Raw genomic sequence first — 19,803 nt, forward strand, 5'->3', positions numbered from 1 at the left:
GCCCTGATTGCCTCTTTGAGCGGCCACCACCCGTCTAACCTGCCGAAATACAAATCGCCGGGCCCGCGCGCCATGTTTCTCAAATCCATCGCTGCTGTCCCCCGCTCGCCGCTGGCGCTGCTGATGCTGCTGCATGCCGCTGCATCGCTATGGTCGGCATGGGGCGGACCTGCCACTTCATTGGGCTGGCTGGTGGGCACTTGCGCGCCGCTGGCGTTCTGGCTGCGTGGCCGTACCTGGCCTCGTCAGGGGGCTGATGCGCCAGTAGGGCTGGCGCTGGCAGGTACCCTGCCGTGCTGGCTGATACTGGGCAGCGGGCAAGCCGGCTACCTGGTGATGGCCATGGGCGTGCTGAGCGTCATGCCGAGCTTGCAGCAAATGGGCCTGCAAGTGGCTGCCGGGGTGTGGCTGGCGGCCGCGCCCGTGGTGCTGACGATGACCGGTGCGCTGCCCGGTGACCCGACCGCGATGGCCCTCTGGCTGCCCAGCCTGGCCGTGCTGGCGCAGGCCTTGTGGCTGTCGGTGGCCACGGCCCGGGCCCGACTTCGCGACGACGAACGGCGCGACGTCGACTTCCTGGTCAAGGCCATGGGCCGGGGTGAGCAGATCCGGCTGAACCTGGGCGCCGTGCGCGCGGAAACCGAGCTAGGCAAGAAGCTGAAAAGCGTGCAGGAGCGCATGGCGCTGGCCGTGACGGCCGCCTCCCAGGCCTCGCAGGGTGTGCGCAATGCCTCCGGTGACATCAGCTACAACAGCCGCGCCCTGGGCGACGGCGCCGAACTCACCGCGACTGAACTGCGTGAGGGCGCGATGAGCCTGGAGCAGATCTCGATGATCGTGGGGGAGAGCGCCGACGCGGCCACCGCGGCCCGGCAGGTCTCGGACGAAGCGCTCGGCCGTGCGGAAGCCGGTGCCGAGCTGTTCAGCCAGGTCATGACCAAGATGCAGGCCATCCATGCCGACTCGGGCAAGATCGCCGAGATCGTCACGCTGATCGACGGCATCGCTTTTCAGACCAACATCCTGGCCTTGAACGCCGCGGTCGAGGCCGCCCGTGCAGGCGAAGCCGGGCGCGGGTTTTCGGTGGTGGCCAGCGAAGTGCGGGCATTGGCCAAACGTGCAGCCGCCGGCGCGTCAGACATCCGCGCGCTGATCCAGAACTCGATGAACACCATCGACGAAGGCACCAAGCTGGTCAAGTCAGCTGACCTCACGATGGGCCAGATCCTCAACTCGGTGCAACAGGTGGGTCAAGCCTTCGAAACCTTGTCCGCCGACACGCGCGAGCATGCAGGCAGCATCGCCAGCGTCACCGCGTCGATGCAGAAACTGAATCAGCAGTCAGCCATGAACGCCGTGATGGCGCGTGACCTGACCCGCATTGCCGCCAATCTGGGCGAGCAGGGCAAGGAGCTGGAAACCGTGCTCGGCAGCTTCCAGCTGGACGCGGTGACCTACGAAACCGCGCCACGCACGCTGGCCGAGGCAGCAGCTGAGCCAGCTGCACCCAACGCGCCGGCGGTAAGCGCACCAAAGGCCGCGCCCGCGGCTGACAACCCGAACGCCAACGTCGAATTCTTCTGACTCAACGGGCCCGGTTCAGGCCGGCAATTTGAACGCGTTGACCGCACTGGCGAGCTGCTGTGCATGCTGGCGCATCGCTGACGACGCTGCCGCCGTCTGCTCCACCAGCGCCGCGTTCTGCTGGGTCATCTGGTCCAGCTCATTGATGGCCAGGCCCACCTGGGCGATGCCGGACGATTGCTCATGCGCGCCCGTGGCGATGGCTTGCAGCAGCTGACCGACGTGGCCCGTGCTGTCGACGATCGCCTTCATGGTGGTGCCGGCTTCATGGACGATGCGGTTGCCCACCTCAACGCGCTCACCGCTGCTGAGGATCAGCTGCTTGATCTCGCGGGCGGCGTCGGCGCTGCGCTGCGCCAGTGAACGCACCTCGCTGGCCACGACGGCAAAGCCGCGCCCTTGTTCACCCGCCCGGGCCGCCTCGACGGCCGCATTGAGGGCGAGGATGTTGGTCTGGAACGCGATGCCGTCGATCACGCCGATGATTTCACCGATGCGCCGGCTGGATTCCTGGATCTCCGACATCGTGCCGACCACCTGGCTGATCACCTGCCCGCCCTGGCGCGCCAGATTCACATTGTCGGTCGCCACACCCGCAGCCTTGGCAGCGCCGTCGGTGGTGCTCGCCACGGTGGTGCCGATCTGCTCCATCGCCGACGCCGTTTCTTCCAGGTTGGCGGCCGCTTGCTCGGTGCGCTGAGACAGATCCATGCTGCCGGTGGCCACCTCGTTCGCGGCGTTGATGATCGACTCCGACGCCTCGCGCACTTCACGCACGGTCGAGCGCAGCGAAGTCTGCATGTTGGCCAGCGCACCGATCAGGATGGCGGTTTCGTCCTTGCCCTTCGGGATCAAGGTGTCGGTCAAGTCACCGGCGGCCATGGCATGCATGCGCCGCACGATGGTCTTCATGCCCGACTGCATGACGCGGAAGAAGCTGTAGAAGAAATAGAGGCCACCCGCCAGCAGCACCAACACCACGCTCAACCCCATCACGGTGCGCTGCACAAACCGATCGGCACGCGCCTTCAGCAAGGTATCAAGCTCAGCGGCAATGGCACGCTGTGTCTGGCCGAGCTCCTTGATGGCCACGGTCGCATCCTTGACCAGCGACGCTGACAGTGCTGCATCGGGCGCAGGATCTTTCAATACCGCCTCTGCGGCCTTCAGGTAGTTGCGCGCGCCAGTCAGGCCTTGCGCCAGCTTGAACCGCTCCAGGCTGGGGTTGAAGCTGATGGCGTGCCGGAGGTCTTCCTCCACTTTCGCGAGGGTGGCACGGTCGATCGCCAGGCGGGTGGCCCCGACCATCAGCTGCGGCGCCTGCGGCGTCTTGATGTAGCTGGCCACGGCACCCCGCGTCAGACCCATGCCCTCCAGCATGTCGGGCAGGTGCACGGTGGAGGCCAACATCAGGTAGTAGGTATCGCCTTCGGGATCGAGCGCCAGGCCGCTTTCATCGACCAGATGCTGGGTCAGCTCACCGAGCGCCAGGCTCAGCGCCACGAAGGGCTTGCGCACTTCATCGGCACTCAGGCCGGCGGCCTGGTTCGCCGTCGCCTGACGCGCCTCCGCCACCGCCTTCCAGTGGTCATCAGCGCCCCCCAGGCTGGCAAGCTTCGGCTTGCCTTCCGCGTCCAAGGCGTCCAACGCCTGCTGGAAGGCTGCCCGGATGGCCGGCAGATCGGGTCGCTCGACGCCGTTGGCCTGGTCGATCAAGCCACGCCGCAGCAGTTGGGTGGCCTCGGTGGCCGGTATCACCAGCTGGATCGCGGCCAGACCGGTGCGCTCAGCCTCGGTGGCTTGCCAGGCCGCACGGCGGTCTGCCACAAGAACGGCCAGCGTCAGGAGCATCGGCAGCACCAGGAACGTCAGGATGACGGCCGCCTTGGCCGGAAACCGCAGGTTCCTGAAGAAGTACACACCCGGGCGCAAGAGCAAGGGCGTACTGGCGGCAGAAGGCTTTCGGGCAGGCGAGTTCGATGAGGTCATGGCGCTTCATTGAATGAAGGTGGGCAGGTCATGGAAACGACCTGTCTTGGGACGTGAGGAATCCTCTACGTCTCTATATCGGATGCTGCGGGGAATGCTTGCTCCGCGGGTGCAGGCGTCCGCTCAGTGCATCTGCAACCTGAAACCCGACACCGCAGCGACCAGGCCGGTGGCCTGGCTGCGCATGCTCTCGGCCGCCGCGGCGGCTTGCTCCACGAGTGCCGCATTGGCCTGCGTGGATTGGTCCATCTGCTCGACGGCCCGCCCCACCTCCACCACGCTGCGGCTTTGCTCCTGGCTGGCGCTGCTGATCTCTTCCATGATGTCCGTCACCCGCTGGATCGAGCGGACGATGTCTTCCATGGTCTGCCCCGTTCTGGCCACCAGGTTCGAGCCCTGGTCGACCCGGTCCACGCTGGTCGCAACCAGGTGCTTGATCTCCTGGGCCGCAGCAGCAGAGCGTGCTGCCAGGCCACGCACCTCACCGGCCACGACAGCAAAGCCACGGCCGTGTTCGCCAGCTCGCGCTGCTTCGATGGCGGCATTCAAGGCCAGGATGTTCGTCTGGAAGGCAATGCCGTCGATCACGGTGATGATGTCGCCGATGCGGCGGGAAGCATCTGAAATACCGCCCATGTTGGACACCACCTCGCTCATCAAGGTGCCGCCTTCTGCAGCCACCTTCGCGGCCTCTGCGGCCAGGCGGTTCGCCTCGGAGGCGTGTTGTGCGTTGTGCTGAACCGTGGTGCCCAGCTGCGCCATGGTGGCCGCCGTTTGCTGCAAGGCGCTCGCCTGCTGCTCGGTACGCGACGACAAATCCGCATTGCCCTGCGCAATTTCCGCGCTCGCGCTGGACACACTTTCAGCACCTTGCCGCACGTTCTGCACCACCTCGGTGAGTGAGTTCTGCATGTCTCGTAACGCGCTGAGCAAGGGGCTCAACTCATCGCGGGCGGCGTCGTTCACTGCGCCGCTCAAGTCACCGTCACGCACGCGCTCGGCCACGCCTTGCGCCGCTGATACGCGCAGCTTCAAGGTGGCGCGCAACCACAAGGCAAACGCCACCAGCGCCGCACTCAGCACGGCAAATGCCAGCACCAGCCCACGCAAGGTGGTGCCAACCGCGTCGTTGATCTGTGCAATGTCCCCGGACAGCTCACGCGTCTGGTAGCGCACCGTGTCATCCAGCACCACCAGCAGCTTGTTGCGAGCCGGAATGGTTTTATCCACCAAGTAGGCAAAGGCCTCGTCCTTGCGATCAGCCTGGATGAGCGCCAGATTGGCCTCACCCGCCTCCCAGAAATTCCGGACCAGCGCGGGCAAGGCCTCAAAGCGCTGACGGCCTTCCTTGGTGTCCAGGCGAGCGGCGTAATCCTTGAGGGCGTTGTCGATCAAGACGCGCTTGGCACCGATGTCCCCCAGCGCCAGACGTCGCTCCTCGGGCGTGCGAGCGAGGATGGCATGGCGCAACTGCAATGACACCCGCGTGATGTTCAACTCCACCTGCGCGATGTCATTGAGTTGCGGCACGCGCCGGTTTTCGGCAAGGTCAGCGTTTTCCGAGACCGCCTGCAGATTGACAAATGCCAGCGCACCAACGGCCAGCAGGCCGGACACCAGAACGGCCACCACGCACAGCAGCCTCGCCGAAATTCCCATCGCAACTCGCATACCCATCCCTTTGATCGGCAACTGGTGGCCGGCCTGGTCAGCCCGGGAACGTTGGCGCCGTTAAGCGTTTATCGGCACGCAAGGGATGGAGTTGAGTCGTGAGGGGAATTCTTGCCAGCCAGTTGCGGCTGACTAATGAAAAAAGGACTTGTCTTTCGACAAGTCCTTTTCCAATTTTGGTGGGCCCTGAGTGACTCGAACACTCGACCTACGGATTAAGAGTCCGCTGCTCTACCAACTGAGCTAAGAGCCCGCATCTGCTGTGCGTTTTGCCTGAAGGTTTTTGAGGCCTGAAGGCTTGGTGGGTTGTACTGGATTCGAACCAGTGACCTACGGATTAAAAGTCCGCTGCTCTACCGACTGAGCTAACAACCCCTTCGCGGCAGAGCCTATGATTATTACACAGATTCTGAAACGCGCAAAGTTTTCTTCAGATTTCAGCTTTTGCAGGAACCTTGATGGCCAGGCCCAGCGCCATCACTTCACCTGCGGCGGCCATGCCGAAGCTGGCCGTCACCGTCACGCTGGAACCATAACCGTGGCAGTTCAGGCTGCCATCCACATCACAAGCACCTTCGGGCTGCGCCACGGCCTCGCGCGAGAACACGCAGCGCACACCGATGCGGCCGGTGCGCGGGGCGCCATGCTCACGGCGCAACCGGTTGCGCAGCGACGCCAGCAGCGGGTCATGCGTCACTGCTGACAAGTCGTCGATTTCCAGCGCCTGCGCCTGGCGCTTGCCGCCGGCCGCGCCGCACATCACCAGCGGCACCTTGGCCGCACGCGACCACGCCGCCAGCGCCGCCTTGGCACGCACCTGGTCGCAGGCGTCCAGCACCACGTCCACCTCGGCCGGCAACAGGGCTGGCCAGTTCTCGGGCGTGACGAAGTCTTCAACCACCAGCAATTCGCAGCCGGGGTGAATGTCAGCAATGCGCTCGACCAGCGCGTCGGCCTTGCTCTGGCCCACGGTGCGACCCACAGCCTGGATCTGCCGGTTGATGTTCGACTCGGACACCTGGTCCAGATCAATCAGCACCAGCTGCGCCACGCCACTGCGGGCCAGGGCCTCCACCGCCCAGGAGCCCACGCCGCCCAAGCCCACCACCGCCACCCGGAGTGCGCGCAGCCGGGTGTAGCCGGCATCACCGTAGAGGCGGCGCAATCCGCCGAAGCGGCGCTCCAGATCGGGGTCATCAACAGCGGGCAAGCCCGCCACGGTGCTAACGCTCACTTCAGGCTCGGCAGGCGCTCACGGCCGGCGGCCGCAGCCTCCGACTTCGGATAGAGCTTGATCAGCTCTTCCAACGTGCGGCGAGCGGTCTTGGTGTCTTTCGTTTCAGCCTGGCTGTTGGCCATGGCCAACAGCGCTTCGGGCGCGCGCAGGTGGTCCGGCGCTGCCGAGACAAAACCGCGGAAAGTGGCGATGGCGTCCTTGTAGTTGCGCTGGCCATACTGGGCGTTGCCCAGCCAATAACGCGCGGAATCTACGTAGCCGCTGGCCGGATAGCGCTTCAGGAAGGCCTGCAGGGCAGCCGCAGCCTTGTCGAAATCGGCATTGCGCAGACCGGCCATCGCGTCTTCGTAGGCGCGCTTCTCATCGGCATCTGCCGTGAAGTCACGGCCATCGAGTGACACCGGCTGGGGCTCCAGCTTGCGGATGCGGTCTTCCACGCCCACCACGATGTCCTTCTGCTTGCGCTGCATCTCGGCCACGTCGCGGGCGAGCTGCTCGTCCTGGCCACGCAAGCGCGCCACCTCGGCCTTGGTCTGCTCCTGCTGGTTGTTCAGGTCCAGCAGGCTGCGCTGCAACTGCTGCAGTTGCTCGGTCAGCTGCTTGAGCTGCGCGGCCATGGCCACGCGCTGCTCGTCGCCCTGCGTCAGGCGGGTGCGCAAGTCCAGGATGGCCTTGCGCGCCTCGTCGTCGTCAAACAAGCCGGCCCGCGCCGGGGTCATGGCCACCAGGGCCGCCAAAGCCAGCAAGGCCGGGGCGGCGTGGCGCATCAGGCTGCGTGCCGACATGATCTCAACGGTCCTTCAGTTCAGCACGGCGGTTCTTGGCCCAGGCGGCTTCGTCGGCACCGGTGGCCGCCGGACGCTCTTCGCCGAAGCTCACGGCTTCCACTTGCGAGGCTTGCACGCCCAGCAACGTCAGCGACTTCTGCACCGCCTCGGCACGCTTCTGGCCCAGGGCCAGGTTGTATTCGCGGCCACCACGGTCGTCGGTGTGGCCTTCCACGCTCACGCGCTTCTGGCGATTGGCATTGAGTTGCTTGGCATTGGTTTCCACCACGCCGCGGTACTCGTCCTTCACCACGAAGCTGTCGAAGTCGAAGTAGACGATGCGGTCAGCGCCGCCGTTGGCCGCCGACTTGGCGCCCAGATCAACCGTAGCCACATTGCTCTGGGCATTGCCCGCTGCGTTGGCACCGGCGTTGGCATTGGCGCCTGCGTTGGCGTCACGGTTTTCAACCGGGGCCGGGCCGTCCAGCTTGACGCTGGAGGCGCAACCGGCAGCCAGCAGGGCCACCAGCAGTGCGGAAGCCAAACCCAGGCGGGAAGAGGAGGTCTTGATCATGGTGGAGTCCCTTTTGGAGAGGAAAGAATTGAATCGAAGCGAATCGAATTGGATCAAATGGAGTGACCGGCTGATCAGCGCCCGAAGGGGCCCCAGACCGGCTCACGGATGTCTTGCCCGCTGGTCAGCAGGCGGGTTTTGACCTTGCCATCCAGCGTGGTGGTCATCAGCACTTCGCGGCCCTGTGCACGGGTGGCGTAGATGATGAACCGGCCGTTCGGTGAAAAGCTCGGGCTTTCGTCATCGCTGGTGTCGCTCACGGCCTGGCTGTTGCCACTGGCCAGGTCCAGCGTCATCACGCGGAAGGTGCTGCCACCCTGGCGCTGCACGAAGGCCAGGGTGCGGCCGTCCGGGCTGATGGCCGGGCTGATGTTGTAGCTGCCGTTGAAGGTGACGCGCTCGGCACCACCGCCGGCCACGGCCTGCTTGTAGATCTGCGGCGAGCCGCCACGGTCAGACACGAAGTACACGAATTTGCCGTCCGGGCTGAACACGGGTTCCGTGTCGATGGCCTGGCTCTGGGTGAAGCGTCGCGGCTGGCTGCCATCGCGGTTCAGCAGGAAGAGTTGCGAGCCGCCTTCCATCGACAGCGTCACGGCCAGCGTGCGGCCATCCGGCGACCAGGCCGGGGCCGAGTTCGAGCCCTTGTAGTTCGCCACCTGGCGGCGTGCGCCAGTGGAGGTGTCTTGCACCCAGACCACGGCCTTGCGGGTTTCGAACGACACGTAGGCCAGCTCTTTGCCATCAGGCGACCAGGCGGGCGAGATGATGGGATCGGGGCTGGTCAGGGCGACTTGGCCGCCTTCGCCATCGGCGTCGGCAATGCGCAGGGTGTATCGGCCACCGCCTTTGGTGACGTAGGCGATGCGCGTGGCAAACACGCCCTTCTCACCCGTCAGCTTTTCATACAGGGCATCAGCGATGCGGTGGGCCGCCAGGCGCAGGTCAGCCGGCGGCACGGCCATGCTCTGACCGCCCTGGTCGGCACCCTTCACCACGTCCCAGAGCTTGTAGCGCACATCAAACCGGCCATCGACCAGCTTGGTGGCAGAGCCGGCCACCAGCGCATCGGCGCCGCGGCTGCGCAGGTCGGCATACATCGGCAGGCCGGTTTCGTCGATCTGCAGCGGGGTGTCGACGAAGCGGAACAGGCCGCTGCGCTCCAGGTCGGCCCGGATCACCGGGGAAATCGCCTGGGGCGCCGACGCTTCATCGCGGAAGCGCAGCAAGGCGATCGGCAGCTGCGTGGCGCCGACGCCGGAGATCTCAACCCTGAATTGCGCCAGGGCTGGCAGAGCGGGGGTGAGTGCGAGGCCGCCGGCAGCGGCCAGCCAATGTCGTCGTTGCCACATGGAGGATGATCGAGTCATGTGCGGATGCAGAGTTCCCTGCAGGCGCAGAAAGTGTTGTGTGGTCAAGCCGTGATTGTAGGCAACACGCCTGTGCACTGCGTCTCAGACACCGATAATCGCGCCCGGGCCGGATGTCCGGCAGCCCGGGTTTCTTCATGTCCTCTTCCCTGTCCCAGCGCCTGAAGCGCCTCGCCCCTCATTTCAAGGCCAGCCGTGGTGCCTGGGGGCTGGCGGCATTCGCGTCGATCTTCATCGCAGCCACGGAACCACTGACGGCCTACCTGATGGGGCCGCTGATCGACCAGGGCTTCCATGGCGGCAAGATCCCGCTGTGGCTGATTCCAGTCGCGGTGGTGGGCCTGTTCGCCGTGCGCGGCATCGCCAGCTTCATCGCCCAGTACGCGCTGTCGTGGGCCTCGAACCAGGGCGTGGTGTCGCTGCGCACCGCCATGTTCGACCACCTGCTGAAGGCCGCGCCCGAGCTGTTCACCCGCCAGAGCGCCAGCAGCCTGACCAACACGCTGGTGTATGAGGTGCAGAACGGCTCGCACCAGTTGATGACCGGCGTGAACACGCTGGTGAAGGATTCGCTGACGCTGGTGGGGCTGTTCGGCTATCTGATGTGGCTGAACTGGCAGCTGACGCTGCTGGTGTCGGTGCTGCTGCCGGCCGTGGGCTGGGTGATGCGCACCGTGGGCAAGCGCCTGCGCAAGCTCACCGCCGCCAGCCAGACGGCCACCGACGAACTGGCCTATGTGGTGGAAGAAAACGTGCTGGCCTGGCGCATCGTGCGCATGCACGGCGCCACGCCGGTTGAAGCGGGCCGCTTCGAGGCCACCAGCCAGACCTTGCGCCGCCTGCTGCTGAAGTCGGTGGCCGCCAGCGCCAGCATCACGCCGCTGACACAGATCCTGGCCTCGTGTGCGATGTCGATGGTCATCGTCGTCGCCCTGTGGCAGGCCCAGAGCAATGGCGAGACGGTCGGCAGCTTCGTCTCGTTCATCACGGCCATGCTGATGCTGATCACGCCGATCAAGCACCTGTCTGACGTGATGGCGCCCATCACCCGCGGCCTGATGGCGCTGGAGCGCGGCATGGACCTGATCGATGACACCCCGGCAGAAGCCGGCGGCAACCACGCCCCAGCCCGCGCTGAAGGCCGGCTGCAACTGCGCGACGTGAGCGTGCAGTACCGGGCCGACCAGGCCCCTGCCATCGACCGCGTCACCCTGGACGTGGCTGCGGGCGAAACCGTGGCGCTGGTCGGCCCGTCGGGCGCGGGCAAATCCACCCTGGTGCACCTGCTGCCGCGCTTCGTGGAGCCGAGCAGCGGCGAGCTGGCGCTCGACGGCGTGGCCCTGCGCGACTGGGATGTGGGCGCCCTGCGCCGCCAGTTCGCGCTGGTCAGCCAGGACGTGGTGCTGTTCAACGACACCATCGGCAACAACGTGGCGCTGGGCGACACCAGCCCCGGCCCGGAGCGCACGCAGCGCATCGAAGCCGCCCTGCGCAGCGCCAACCTCTGGGACTTCGTGCAGGGCCTGCCGCAAGGCCTGGACAGCCCGGTGGGCCACAACGGCAGCCAGCTCTCGGGCGGCCAGCGCCAGCGCCTGGCGATTGCACGGGCGCTCTACAAGAACGCCGCCCTGCTGATTCTTGATGAAGCCACCTCGGCGCTCGATGCCGAAAGCGAACACCTGGTGCAGCAGGCCCTCGACCGCCTGATGGCCGGCCGCACCACGCTGGTCATTGCCCACCGCCTGGCCACCATCGAGCGGGCTGACCGCATCGTGGTGATGGACGCCGGCCGCGTGGTCGAGCAAGGCAGCCATACCCAACTGCTGGCAGCGGGCGGCCTGTACGCCCGTCTGCACGCGATGCAATTCCGGAACTGAAACCCATGCCCCACACAAACTCCGTTTCCAGCCCAGCGCCCGGCACCGGCACCGGCACCGGCACGCCGCTCACTCTGTCACCGGTGGTGGCCGGCGCCTGGCGCCTGGGCGACTGGGGCTTCAGCGTTGAAGAACGCCTGAGCTGGATCAACGGCAACATCGAGCGCGGTCTGACCAGCTTCGACCATGCCGACATCTACGGCGGCTACACCGTCGAAGCCCTGTTCGGCGAGGCCCTGGCCCGCGAACCCGGCCTGCGCCAGCAGATGCAGCTCATCAGCAAATGCGGCATCAAGCTGGTGACGCCCAACCGCCCGGGCCACAGCCTCAAGAGCTACGACACCTCGGCGGCGCATGTCACCGCCTCGGTGGAAAACTCGCTGAAGGCGCTGCACACCGATCACCTCGATCTGCTGCTGATCCACCGCCCTGACCTGCTGCTCGATGCGGACGAGCTCGCCCGCACATTCGAGCGCCTGCAGGCCAGCGGCAAGGTGCGGCATGTGGGTGTGTCGAACTTCACCCCGAGCCAGTTCGCGCTGCTGCACAGCCGCATTCCGCTGTCCACGAACCAGATCGAATGCTCACCGCTGCACCTGGCCGCGCTGGACGACGGCACGCTGGATCAGGCCCAGCAGTTGCGCCTGCGGCCGATGATCTGGTCGCCGCTGGCGGGCGGCCGTCTGTTCAATGCTGATACCGAGCAGGCCCACCGCGTGCGCTGGGTGATGGGCGAGATCGGTGCCCGGCTGGGCGTGAACACCGCCACGCTGGCACTGGCCTGGCTGATGCGCCACCCGAGCCGGCCGATCCCGGTGATCGGCTCCAGCCGGCTGGCTTCCGCCGATGAGGCCATGGCTGCTACGAAGCTGCAGTTGTCTGGCGACGACTGGTACCGCATCTGGCAAGCCGCGGCCGGCCACGAGGTGGCCTGAGCGTTCAGCCAGCAGCCAACCCCGTCAGAGCAGCACGATGTCGTGTTGCTCGGGATTCATGGTGGGCTCGGCCGAAAGTGAGATCGGCTTGCCGATGAAGGCCGACAGATCGGCCAGGTGGGCGCTTTCTTCGTCCAGCAGCATCTCGATGACGGAGGGGCTGGCCACCACGCGGAACTCCTTCGGATCGAACTGCCGCGCCTCGCGCAGGATCTCGCGCAGGATGTCGTAGCAAACGCTGCGCGCGGTCTTCACCTGCCCCTTGCCTTCGCAGGTGGGGCAAGGCTGGCACAGCATGTGGGCCAGGCTTTCGCGGGTGCGCTTGCGGGTCATCTCCACCAGGCCGAGCTGGGTGAAGCCGCTCACGGTGGTCTTGGTGCGGTCTTTGGCGAGTTGCTTGCGGAACTCGCTCAGCACCGACTGCTGGTGGTCTTCACGCACCATGTCGATGAAGTCGACGATGATGATGCCGCCCAGGTTGCGCAGGCGCAGCTGGCGGGCAATGGCCAGCGCCGCTTCCAGGTTGGTCTTGAAGATGGTGTCGTCGAAATTGCGCGCACCCACATAGCCGCCGGTGTTCACGTCCACCGTGGTCAGGGCCTCGGTCTGGTCAATGATCAGGTAGCCACCCGACTTCAATTCCACCCGCCGCGCCAGCGCCCGGGCAATCTCTTCCTCCACGCCGTAGAGGTCGAAGATCGGCCGCTCGCCCCTGTAGTGCACCAGCTTGCTGAGCGAGGCCGGCATGTAGGCGGCGCCAAACTCGTTGAGCTGGTCGAACTGCAGCTTCGAATCGATGCGGATGCTCTGGGTGTGCTCGGTCGCCAGGTCGCGCAGCACACGCTGGGCCAGGCTCAGGTCTTGGTGCAGCAGGCTGCCGGCCGGCCGCTGGCTGGCGTTCTGGCGGATCTGTGCCCAGGCCTTGCGCAGGTAGGCGATGTCATCGCCCAGCTCGGTGTCAGACGCTTCCTCGGCATTGGTGCGCAGGATGAACCCGCCGCCACCACCCTCTTCCGGCTTGCCCACCAGGGCCTGCATGCGGGCCCGCAGTTGCTCGCGGGTTTCGGGCGAGCCGATCTTCTGCGAGATGCCGATGTGGTTGTCCTGCGGCAGGAACACCAGCATGCGACCGGCGATGCTCACCTGAGTCGACAGGCGCGCACCCTTGGTGCCGATGGGATCTTTGATGACCTGCACGAGCAGGGTCTGGCCCTCGAACACCTGCTTCTCGATGGGCGTGGGCGGCGAGGTGTCGCTGCGGCCGTTGTAGCCGCTGGTGTGCAGGTCGGCCACATGCAGAAAGGCAGCACGCTCCAGACCGATGTCGATGAAGGCGCTTTGCATGCCGGGCAGCACACGGGCGACCTTGCCGAGGTAGACGTTGCCGACCAGGCCACGTTCCAGGGTGCGTTCAAGATGCAACTCCTGGACGGCGCCGTTCTCGATGATGGCGACGCGGGTCTCCTGAGGAGCCCAGTTGATCAGGATGTCATGCATGAACGGCGGCGATTGTCGTTGTCGACCCCGCTCAGGCTCGGCGCCCTCAGCGCATCTCGATGCGTACGCGGGCGTCTTGCAGCAGTTGCCGGGTCTCGTGAAGGGGCAAGCCCATGATACCGGAGTAACTCCCGGCGATCGCCGGTATCCAGCCCGCCAGCGCACTCTGCACGGCATAGGCGCCGGCCTTGCCAAAAGGCTGGCCGCTGGCCACGTAATCGGCGATCAATGCATCGGGCAGTTCGGCGAAAGTGACCCGCGACACGCTCACCAGCACGGCGCTGCGCCGGCCGTCCCACAGGGCCACCGCCGTCATCACGCGGTGGCTGCAGCCTGACAAGGCGCGCAGCGTGGCCGTGGCTTCAGCCGCATCGGCCGGCTTGCCCAGTATGCGGCGCCCGAGGGCCACGGTGGTGTCCGAGCACAGCACCGGCGCCGGAGCCAGGCCACGCTGTTTCAGCCGGGCACGCGCGGCGCCCAGCTTGTTCAGGGTGACGCGCTCCACATAGGCCAGTGGCAGCTCGCCCGGCCGGGTGGTTTCAAGCGCTTCGGCGTCTTCGTCCTCGCCCGGCAGCAGCAGCTCATGGCGAACGCCGAGCTGGTCGAGCAATTGCCGGCGGCGCGGGCTCTGCGAGGCCAGGTAGACGAACTCGTGCTTCGGGGCAGTGGTGGCCATGCGCAGGGTTCACTCGCGGTGATAAGGGTGGCCGTTGCGCAGCGACCAGGCGCGGTACAGCGCTTCGGCCAGCAGCACGCGCACGAAGGCGTGCGGCAGCGTGAGGTCAGACAGCCGCAGGCTCTCGTCGGCCGTAGCCTTGAGTTGCGGGTCCAGGCCGTCCGGGCCGCCAATGAAGAAGACCACGTCGCGGCCATCACTGAGCCAGAACTCGAAGCGCTTGGCCAGATCGGCCGTGGTCATGCGGGTGGCACGCTCGTCGAGCAGCACCCGGCGCGCACCCTTCGGAATGGCGGCCTCCAGGCGCTGCGCCTCGGCCGCCATCAGCTGCTCAGCTGTCCTGGAGCCACGCGGCTCGGCCTTGACTGCCTTGAGCTCCAGCCGCATGTCGGGCGGGAAGCGCTTGGCAAAGTCCTCATAGGCAGCGTCGGCCCAGGCAGGCTGGCGCTGCCCGACGGCGGCAATCATCAAACGCACGGCAACTCCCTGGCGTCAGGCACCGCCCGAAGGCGGGCTTGCTCGATCAGCGAGCCGACTTGCGGGCCGGCGACTTGGCTGCCGACGACTTCTTCGTCACGGGCTTCACGACGATGGTCTTCATCGGTGCAGCCTTCTTCGCCGGGGCCTTCTTGGCCGCGGTGGTGGTGCCTGCCGTGGTCTTCACGGCCGCCTTCTTCGCCGGTGCCTTCTTGGCAGGCGTCTTGGAGGCCGCAGCCTTGGCTGCGGTGGTCGTGCCGACCGTCACCTTGCGCGGTGCCGACGACTTCTTCACGGCCACACGGGGTGCAGCTTCTTCCACGGCCACCTTGGCGGCGCGAGCCGGCTTGGCGGCAGCGCCCAGGGCAGCCTTGCCAGCAGCCGACGAGGCGGTGGCGGTCTTGCGCGGGGCAGCCTTCTTGGCGGCGGTCTTGGCAGCAGTCTTTGCGGGGGCCTTGGCAGCCGACTTCTTGGCCGGTGCCTCGTCTTCTTCCACCGAAGCCTTGACCAGGCTGGTCTTGGCTTCGCCCAGCTTCATCTTGACCGGCTTGCCGCCCCAGATTTCTTCCAGGCGGTAGTAGTCGCGGATGGCGGGCTGCATGATGTGGCAAACCGCCGCACCGCAGTCCACGATGATCCATTCACCGTTGTCTTCGCCTTCGGTGCGCAGCACTTCCATGCCGGCAGCCTTGACGGCCACGCGAACGCTGGAGGAAAGCGCCTTGGTCTGGCGGTTGCTGGTGCCGGACGCAATGATCACGCGCTCGAACAGCGGCGACAGGTGCTCGGTGTTGAAGACCACGATGTCCTGGGCCTTGACGTCTTCGAGACCATCGACGATGGTGCGTTGGAGTTTGCGGATGTCCATTCAGTGTCCGGGGGGCACCCGGTATAGGCGGTGTTGTTCAATATAGCGCGCCACAGCATCACCGACCAGCGGGGAAACAGGCTGTCCAGCAGCGACGCACTCACGTATCCGGGTGGCACTCAGGTCGATGCGCGGCAAAGGCAGCACCTGCATGTCATGCGACAAGCCCGCCCAACTGGCGGGGGGCCGGGGTGTTTCACCGTCGCGGGCAGCCACGGCAAATCGCACCAGAACCCTCAATTGTGCCGCATCCCGCCAAGTGTCGAGTCGGGCGTACTGATCCTGCCCGATGATGAGCCAGGGTTTGAGGCCCGGAAACTCGGCCTGAAGCTCCCTCACGGTGTCGATCGTGTAGCTGGGGCCGGGCCGATCCAACTCGCGCTGATCCACCGTCATGCCGGGCTCTTGCCCCACCAGCAGGCGCACCATCGCCAGCCGGTCTTCAGCCGTTGCCAGCACGCCAGCCGGCTTCTGCCACGGCGCACCAGCGGGTACCCAGCGCAGCTCGTCCAGTTGCAGCTGTTCGCGAGCCAACTGCGCCAAGGCGAGGTGCGCCAGGTGCGGCGGGTTGAAGCTGCCACCGAACAAGCCGAGGCTGAGCGGCGGCGTACTCATGGCGTCAGGCCGGGAAGTCGGCCCAGTCGCGCGGGCGCAGGAAGTCGGTGTAGAGCCGCGCTTCGGGCGTGCCGGGTTCCGGCTGCCAGCTGTAGCGCCAGTTCACCACCGGCGGCATCGACATCAGGATCGCCTCGGTGCGGCCGCCCGATTGCAGACCGAACAACGTGCCGCGGTCGAACACCAGGTTGAATTCGACGTAACGGCCGCGGCGGTAAGCCTGGAAATCACGCTGCGCCTCGGTGTACGGCGTGTCGCGGCGGCGCTCGGCGATCGGGAAATACGCTCCGATGAAGGCATCGCCCACGGCCCGGGTCATCGCGAAGCTCTGCTCGAATCCCAGCTCGGCGAAGTCGTCGAAGAAGATGCCGCCGATGCCGCGCGGCTCGTTGCGATGCTTCAGGAAGAAGTACTCGTCGCACCAGGCCTTGAAGCGGGGGAACAGGGTGTCGCCGAACGGCGCCAGGGCGTCGCGGCAACTGCGGTGGAAATGCGCAGCGTCTGCCTCTTCGCCGTAGTAGGGCGTCAGGTCCATCCCGCCGCCGAACCACACCACGGGCTCGCGGCCCTCGGGCAGTGCAGCAAAGCAGCGCACGTTCATGTGCACCGTGGGCGCATGCGGGTTGCGCGGGTGGAACACCAGCGACACGCCCATGGCCTCGAACGGGGCACCTGCCAGCTCAGGCCGGTGCTGGGTGGCCGACGGCGGCAACTGCTTGCCCTTCACATGGCTGAAGTTGCAGCCGCCACGCTCGAAGAAATGGCCGTTCTCGATCAGGCGGGTGACGCCGTCGCCCTCCAGCCGGCCGCCGGGCTCACGCTGCCAGGCGTCGGTGAGGAAGGTGGAGCCGTCGAGCGCTTCCGCCGCCGCCACGATGCGCGCCTGCAGGTCGAGGAAATAGGCCCGCAGGGCCTGGGTGTCCATGCTCATGTCAACCTTGTCGGATGCGGATCGGTGCCGCCTGTTCATGGCGCAAGCCGCGCACCTGCGAGAAATGCCCGGCGATCACGGCCATGTCGGCCGCCACATCGCCCGAGAGCTTCAGAAAGCTGTTCACGCGCACTTCCCGGGTGGCGTAATCAAACGCCACCAGACCCAGCGGCACTTCGGCCTGCACGGTCATTGCATAAAAGCCGCTGCGCCAGTGATCCTGGTACTTGCGCGTGCCTTCCGGCGCCAGCGCTAGCCACAAAAATTCATCGGCCTGACGGGCTGCGCGAAACCGCGCTGCCATGTCGCCCACCACCCCACGGGCGCTGAATCGATCCACAGGAATGCCGCCCAGCCAGCGCACCCAGGCGCCGAAGACCGGCACATTGAACAGGCTGTCCTTGCCCCAGAACGAGACCGGGATGCCGAGCGTCCACTTGGTGAGTACGCCCAGCGGGAAATCCCAGTTGGAGGTGTGCGGATAGACGATCAGCACGCCCTGGCGAGCAGGCAGGCCGTCAAATACCACCCGCCAGCCGGCCAGCCGCAAGGCGGCCCGGGCCAGCCCGCTGCCCTGAAACTTCACCGGCCGGGCCGGCAACCACTCAGCGCTTGATGGCACGGTAGCCAATGTCAGTGCGCCACTGCGCACCTTCAAAGTTGATGGGCGACAGCACCTCGTAGGCGCGTTGCTGCGCCGCCTTGGCCGATTCACCCAACGCGGTCACGCACAACACGCGCCCGCCGCTGGTCACGGTTTCGCCGTTCAGCGGCACCGTGCCGGCGTGGAACACCATGCTGTCTTCGGTGCCCGCAGCTTGCGCCGGCAGGCCCTTGATGGCGTCGCCCTTGCGCGGCGTGGCCGGGTAGTTGGCCGCAGCCATCACCACGCCGAGTGCGAAGCGCCGGTCCCACTGCAGCTCGACCTGGTCAAGCGTGCCGTCGGTGGCATGCAGCAGCACATCCACCAGATCGGTCTTCAGCCGCATCATGATGGGCTGGGTTTCCGGGTCACCCATGCGGGTGTTGAACTCCAGCGTCTTGACGTTGCCGTCCGGCGAAATCATCAGGCCGGCATACAGGAAGCCGGTGAACGGGATGCCGTCCTTGGCCATGCCCTGGATGGTCGGCAGGATGATCTCGTGCATCGCCTTGGCATGCACGTTCGGCGTGACCACCGGTGCGGGCGAATACGCGCCCATGCCGCCGGTGTTCGGGCCGGTGTCGCCGTCGCCGATGCGCTTGTGGTCCTGGCTGGTGGCCAGCGGCAGCACGTTCTTGCCGTCGCACAGCACGATGAAGCTGGCTTCCTCGCCCTGCAGGAATTCCTCGATCACGACGCGGGCACCGCCGGCGTTGTGAACCACGCCCAGCGTGTTGTCCTCGAGCATGAAGCGCACGGCTTCATGGGCTTCCTCCAGCGACATGGCCACGACCACGCCCTTGCCTGCCGCCAGGCCGTCGGCCTTGACGACGATGGGCGCGCCGATCTTGTCGATGTAGGCATGGGCCTGTACCGGGTCAGTGAACGTGCCGTAAGCCGCGGTGGGGATGCTGTGACGCTGCATGAAGTCCTTGGCGAAGGCCTTCGAGCTTTCCAGCTGGGCCGCTGCCTTGGTAGGACCGAAGATGCGCAGGCCGCGGGCACGGAAGATGTCGACCACGCCTTGCGACAGCGGCGCCTCCGGGCCCACCACGGTCAGGCCGACCTTGTTCGCCGCAGCGAAATCGGCCAGTGCGGCCGGGTCGGTGATGGCCAGGTTGGTCAGGCGCTTGTCCAGCGCCGTGCCGCCATTGCCGGGCGCCACGTAAACGTGCTGCACCTTCTCGCTGGCGGCCAGTTTCCAGGCCAGGGCGTGTTCGCGGCCGCCATTGCCGATGACAAGTACGTTCATTCAGACATCTCTGCGTTGTGGAAGACGTCTTGCACGTCGTCCAGGTCTTCGATCGCATCCAGCAATTTCTGCATGCGCACGGTGTCTTCACCCGCCAGCTCGATGCTGTTTTCCGGGCGCATCGTCACTTCGGCCATTTCCGGCTTCAGGCCGGCGGCTTCCAGGGCGTTCTTCACGGCCTCGAAATCGGGGGCGGGCGTCAGCACCTCGATGGAGCCGTCTTCGCCGGTCACCACGTCATCAGCGCCGGCTTCCAGCGCCACTTCCATGACCTTGTCTTCCGAGGTGCCCGGGGCGAACAGCAGCTGGCCGCAATGCTTGAACTGGAAAGCCACCGAGCCTTCGGTGCCCAGGTTGCCGCCGTACTTGCTGAAGGCGTGGCGCACATCGGCCACGGTGCGCACGCGGTTGTCGGTCATGCAGTCGACGATGATGGCCGCGCCGCCGATGCCGTAGCCCTCGTAGCGGATCTCTTCGTAGTTCACGCCTTCGAGGTTGCCGGTGGCCTTGTCGATGTTGCGCTTGACGGTATCCACCGGCAGGTTCACCGCCTTGGCCTTTTCAACAGCCAGGCGCAGACGCGGGTTGGTGGCCGTGTCGCCACCGCCCAGGCGGGCCGCCACCATGATTTCGCGGATCACCCGCGTCCAGGCCTTGCCACGCTTTTCGTCTTGCCGGCCCTTGCGGTGTTGGATATTGGCCCATTTGGAATGACCAGCCATGGCTTTTTTCTCCTGTGCCCGGTGCGGCCCTTGCCGCGCTCCGAGGGGGTTCGATTTCTGGATAGACTCTGATTTTACTTGGGGCGCCCTGTCTGCCCCGTGACCCTCGAAAGGATCT

Annotated in this window: 18 protein-coding genes and 2 tRNA genes; 3 read left to right on the forward strand and 17 right to left on the reverse strand. The window is 66.1% G+C overall.

Annotation, left to right across the window (positions count from 1 at the left end):
• Positions 1-72: 72 nt before the first annotated feature.
• Complete coding sequence (locus AACH00_RS15775) at positions 73-1,584, forward strand: methyl-accepting chemotaxis protein (RefSeq protein ID WP_341400126.1); 1,512 nt, start codon at positions 73-75, stop codon at positions 1,582-1,584.
• A gap of 15 nt (positions 1,585-1,599) precedes the next feature.
• Here the strand turns inward: AACH00_RS15775 and AACH00_RS15780 are convergent, their stop codons facing one another.
• The 8 genes from AACH00_RS15780 to tolB form a co-directional block, all read right to left on the reverse strand.
• A complete protein-coding gene (locus tag AACH00_RS15780; protein ID WP_341400127.1) occupies positions 1,600-3,573 on the reverse strand; it encodes a methyl-accepting chemotaxis protein in 1,974 nt (657 codons plus the stop codon).
• Positions 3,574-3,696: 123 nt separating this feature from the next.
• A complete protein-coding gene (locus AACH00_RS15785; protein ID WP_341400128.1) occupies positions 3,697-5,250 on the reverse strand; it encodes a methyl-accepting chemotaxis protein in 1,554 nt (517 codons plus the stop codon).
• Positions 5,251-5,421: 171 nt separating this feature from the next.
• Positions 5,422-5,497, reverse strand: a tRNA-Lys gene (locus AACH00_RS15790).
• A gap of 46 nt (positions 5,498-5,543) precedes the next feature.
• Positions 5,544-5,619, reverse strand: a tRNA-Lys gene (locus tag AACH00_RS15795).
• A gap of 55 nt (positions 5,620-5,674) precedes the next feature.
• On the reverse strand, positions 5,675-6,478 hold the full coding sequence (locus AACH00_RS15800; protein WP_341400129.1) for a tRNA threonylcarbamoyladenosine dehydratase: 804 nt from the start codon (positions 6,476-6,478) through the stop codon (positions 5,675-5,677).
• Positions 6,475-7,266 carry a tol-pal system protein YbgF gene (gene ybgF / locus AACH00_RS15805; protein ID WP_341400130.1) on the reverse strand — a complete coding sequence of 264 codons (792 nt, stop codon included), beginning with the start codon at positions 7,264-7,266 and terminating at the stop codon, positions 6,475-6,477. Before ybgF ends, AACH00_RS15800 begins: the two co-directional genes overlap by 4 nt.
• 4 nt (positions 7,267-7,270) lie before the next feature.
• A complete protein-coding gene (pal, locus tag AACH00_RS15810) occupies positions 7,271-7,822 on the reverse strand; it encodes a peptidoglycan-associated lipoprotein Pal (protein ID WP_341400131.1) in 552 nt (183 codons plus the stop codon).
• A gap of 74 nt (positions 7,823-7,896) precedes the next feature.
• Entirely contained in the window at positions 7,897-9,192 is a 1,296-nt protein-coding gene (gene tolB / locus AACH00_RS15815; RefSeq protein WP_423221949.1) for a Tol-Pal system beta propeller repeat protein TolB, read from the reverse strand.
• 137 nt (positions 9,193-9,329) lie between these two features.
• On the opposite strand from tolB, the gene msbA reads away from it, so the two are divergent.
• Positions 9,330-11,069: a lipid A export permease/ATP-binding protein MsbA gene (msbA, locus tag AACH00_RS15820; RefSeq protein ID WP_341400132.1), complete on the forward strand. Its 1,740-nt coding sequence runs from the start codon at positions 9,330-9,332 to the stop codon at positions 11,067-11,069.
• 5 nt (positions 11,070-11,074) lie between these two features.
• Positions 11,075-12,004, forward strand: coding sequence for an aldo/keto reductase (locus AACH00_RS15825; RefSeq protein ID WP_341400133.1), 930 nt, complete (start codon positions 11,075-11,077; stop codon positions 12,002-12,004).
• 24 nt (positions 12,005-12,028) lie between these two features.
• On the opposite strand, the gene rng is transcribed toward AACH00_RS15825, so the two are convergent.
• Genes rng through AACH00_RS15870 form a run of 9 tightly spaced genes read right to left on the reverse strand, consistent with a single transcriptional unit; the run spans position 12,029 to position 19,685 of the window.
• Positions 12,029-13,501 carry a ribonuclease G gene (rng, locus tag AACH00_RS15830; RefSeq protein ID WP_341400134.1) on the reverse strand — a complete coding sequence of 491 codons (1,473 nt, stop codon included), beginning with the start codon at positions 13,499-13,501 and terminating at the stop codon, positions 12,029-12,031.
• Between the two features lie 46 nt (positions 13,502-13,547).
• Positions 13,548-14,177, reverse strand: a complete 630-nt coding sequence (locus AACH00_RS15835; protein ID WP_341400135.1) for a Maf family protein — start codon at positions 14,175-14,177, stop codon at positions 13,548-13,550.
• Between the two features lie 9 nt (positions 14,178-14,186).
• Positions 14,187-14,654: a 23S rRNA (pseudouridine(1915)-N(3))-methyltransferase RlmH gene (gene rlmH / locus AACH00_RS15840; RefSeq protein ID WP_341400136.1), complete on the reverse strand. Its 468-nt coding sequence runs from the start codon at positions 14,652-14,654 to the stop codon at positions 14,187-14,189.
• Positions 14,655-14,700: 46 nt separating this feature from the next.
• Positions 14,701-15,522, reverse strand: coding sequence for a ribosome silencing factor (rsfS, locus tag AACH00_RS15845; protein WP_341400137.1), 822 nt, complete (start codon positions 15,520-15,522; stop codon positions 14,701-14,703).
• Positions 15,523-16,137 (reverse strand): nicotinate (nicotinamide) nucleotide adenylyltransferase, encoded by a 615-nt coding sequence (nadD, locus tag AACH00_RS15850; protein WP_341400138.1) that lies wholly within the window; start codon positions 16,135-16,137, stop codon positions 15,523-15,525.
• A 4-nt stretch (positions 16,138-16,141) separates the two neighbouring features.
• A complete protein-coding gene (gene hemF / locus AACH00_RS15855) occupies positions 16,142-17,062 on the reverse strand; it encodes an oxygen-dependent coproporphyrinogen oxidase (RefSeq protein ID WP_341400180.1) in 921 nt (306 codons plus the stop codon).
• A gap of 7 nt (positions 17,063-17,069) precedes the next feature.
• The gene (locus tag AACH00_RS15860) at positions 17,070-17,690 is read right to left on the reverse strand and encodes a 1-acyl-sn-glycerol-3-phosphate acyltransferase (protein WP_341400139.1); all 621 of its coding nucleotides are present in this window, start codon (positions 17,688-17,690) and stop codon (positions 17,070-17,072) included.
• Positions 17,674-18,963, reverse strand: a complete 1,290-nt coding sequence (gene purD, locus AACH00_RS15865) for a phosphoribosylamine--glycine ligase (RefSeq protein ID WP_341400140.1) — start codon at positions 18,961-18,963, stop codon at positions 17,674-17,676. Before purD ends, AACH00_RS15860 begins: the two co-directional genes overlap by 17 nt.
• A complete protein-coding gene (locus AACH00_RS15870) occupies positions 18,960-19,685 on the reverse strand; it encodes a YebC/PmpR family DNA-binding transcriptional regulator (protein ID WP_341400141.1) in 726 nt (241 codons plus the stop codon). The genes purD and AACH00_RS15870 overlap by 4 nt, the downstream gene beginning before the upstream one ends.
• Between the last annotated feature and the right edge of the window lie 118 nt (positions 19,686-19,803).

This window comes from Ideonella margarita, from assembly GCF_038066635.1.
Classification (GTDB): Bacteria; Pseudomonadota; Gammaproteobacteria; order Burkholderiales; family Burkholderiaceae_C; genus Ideonella; species Ideonella margarita.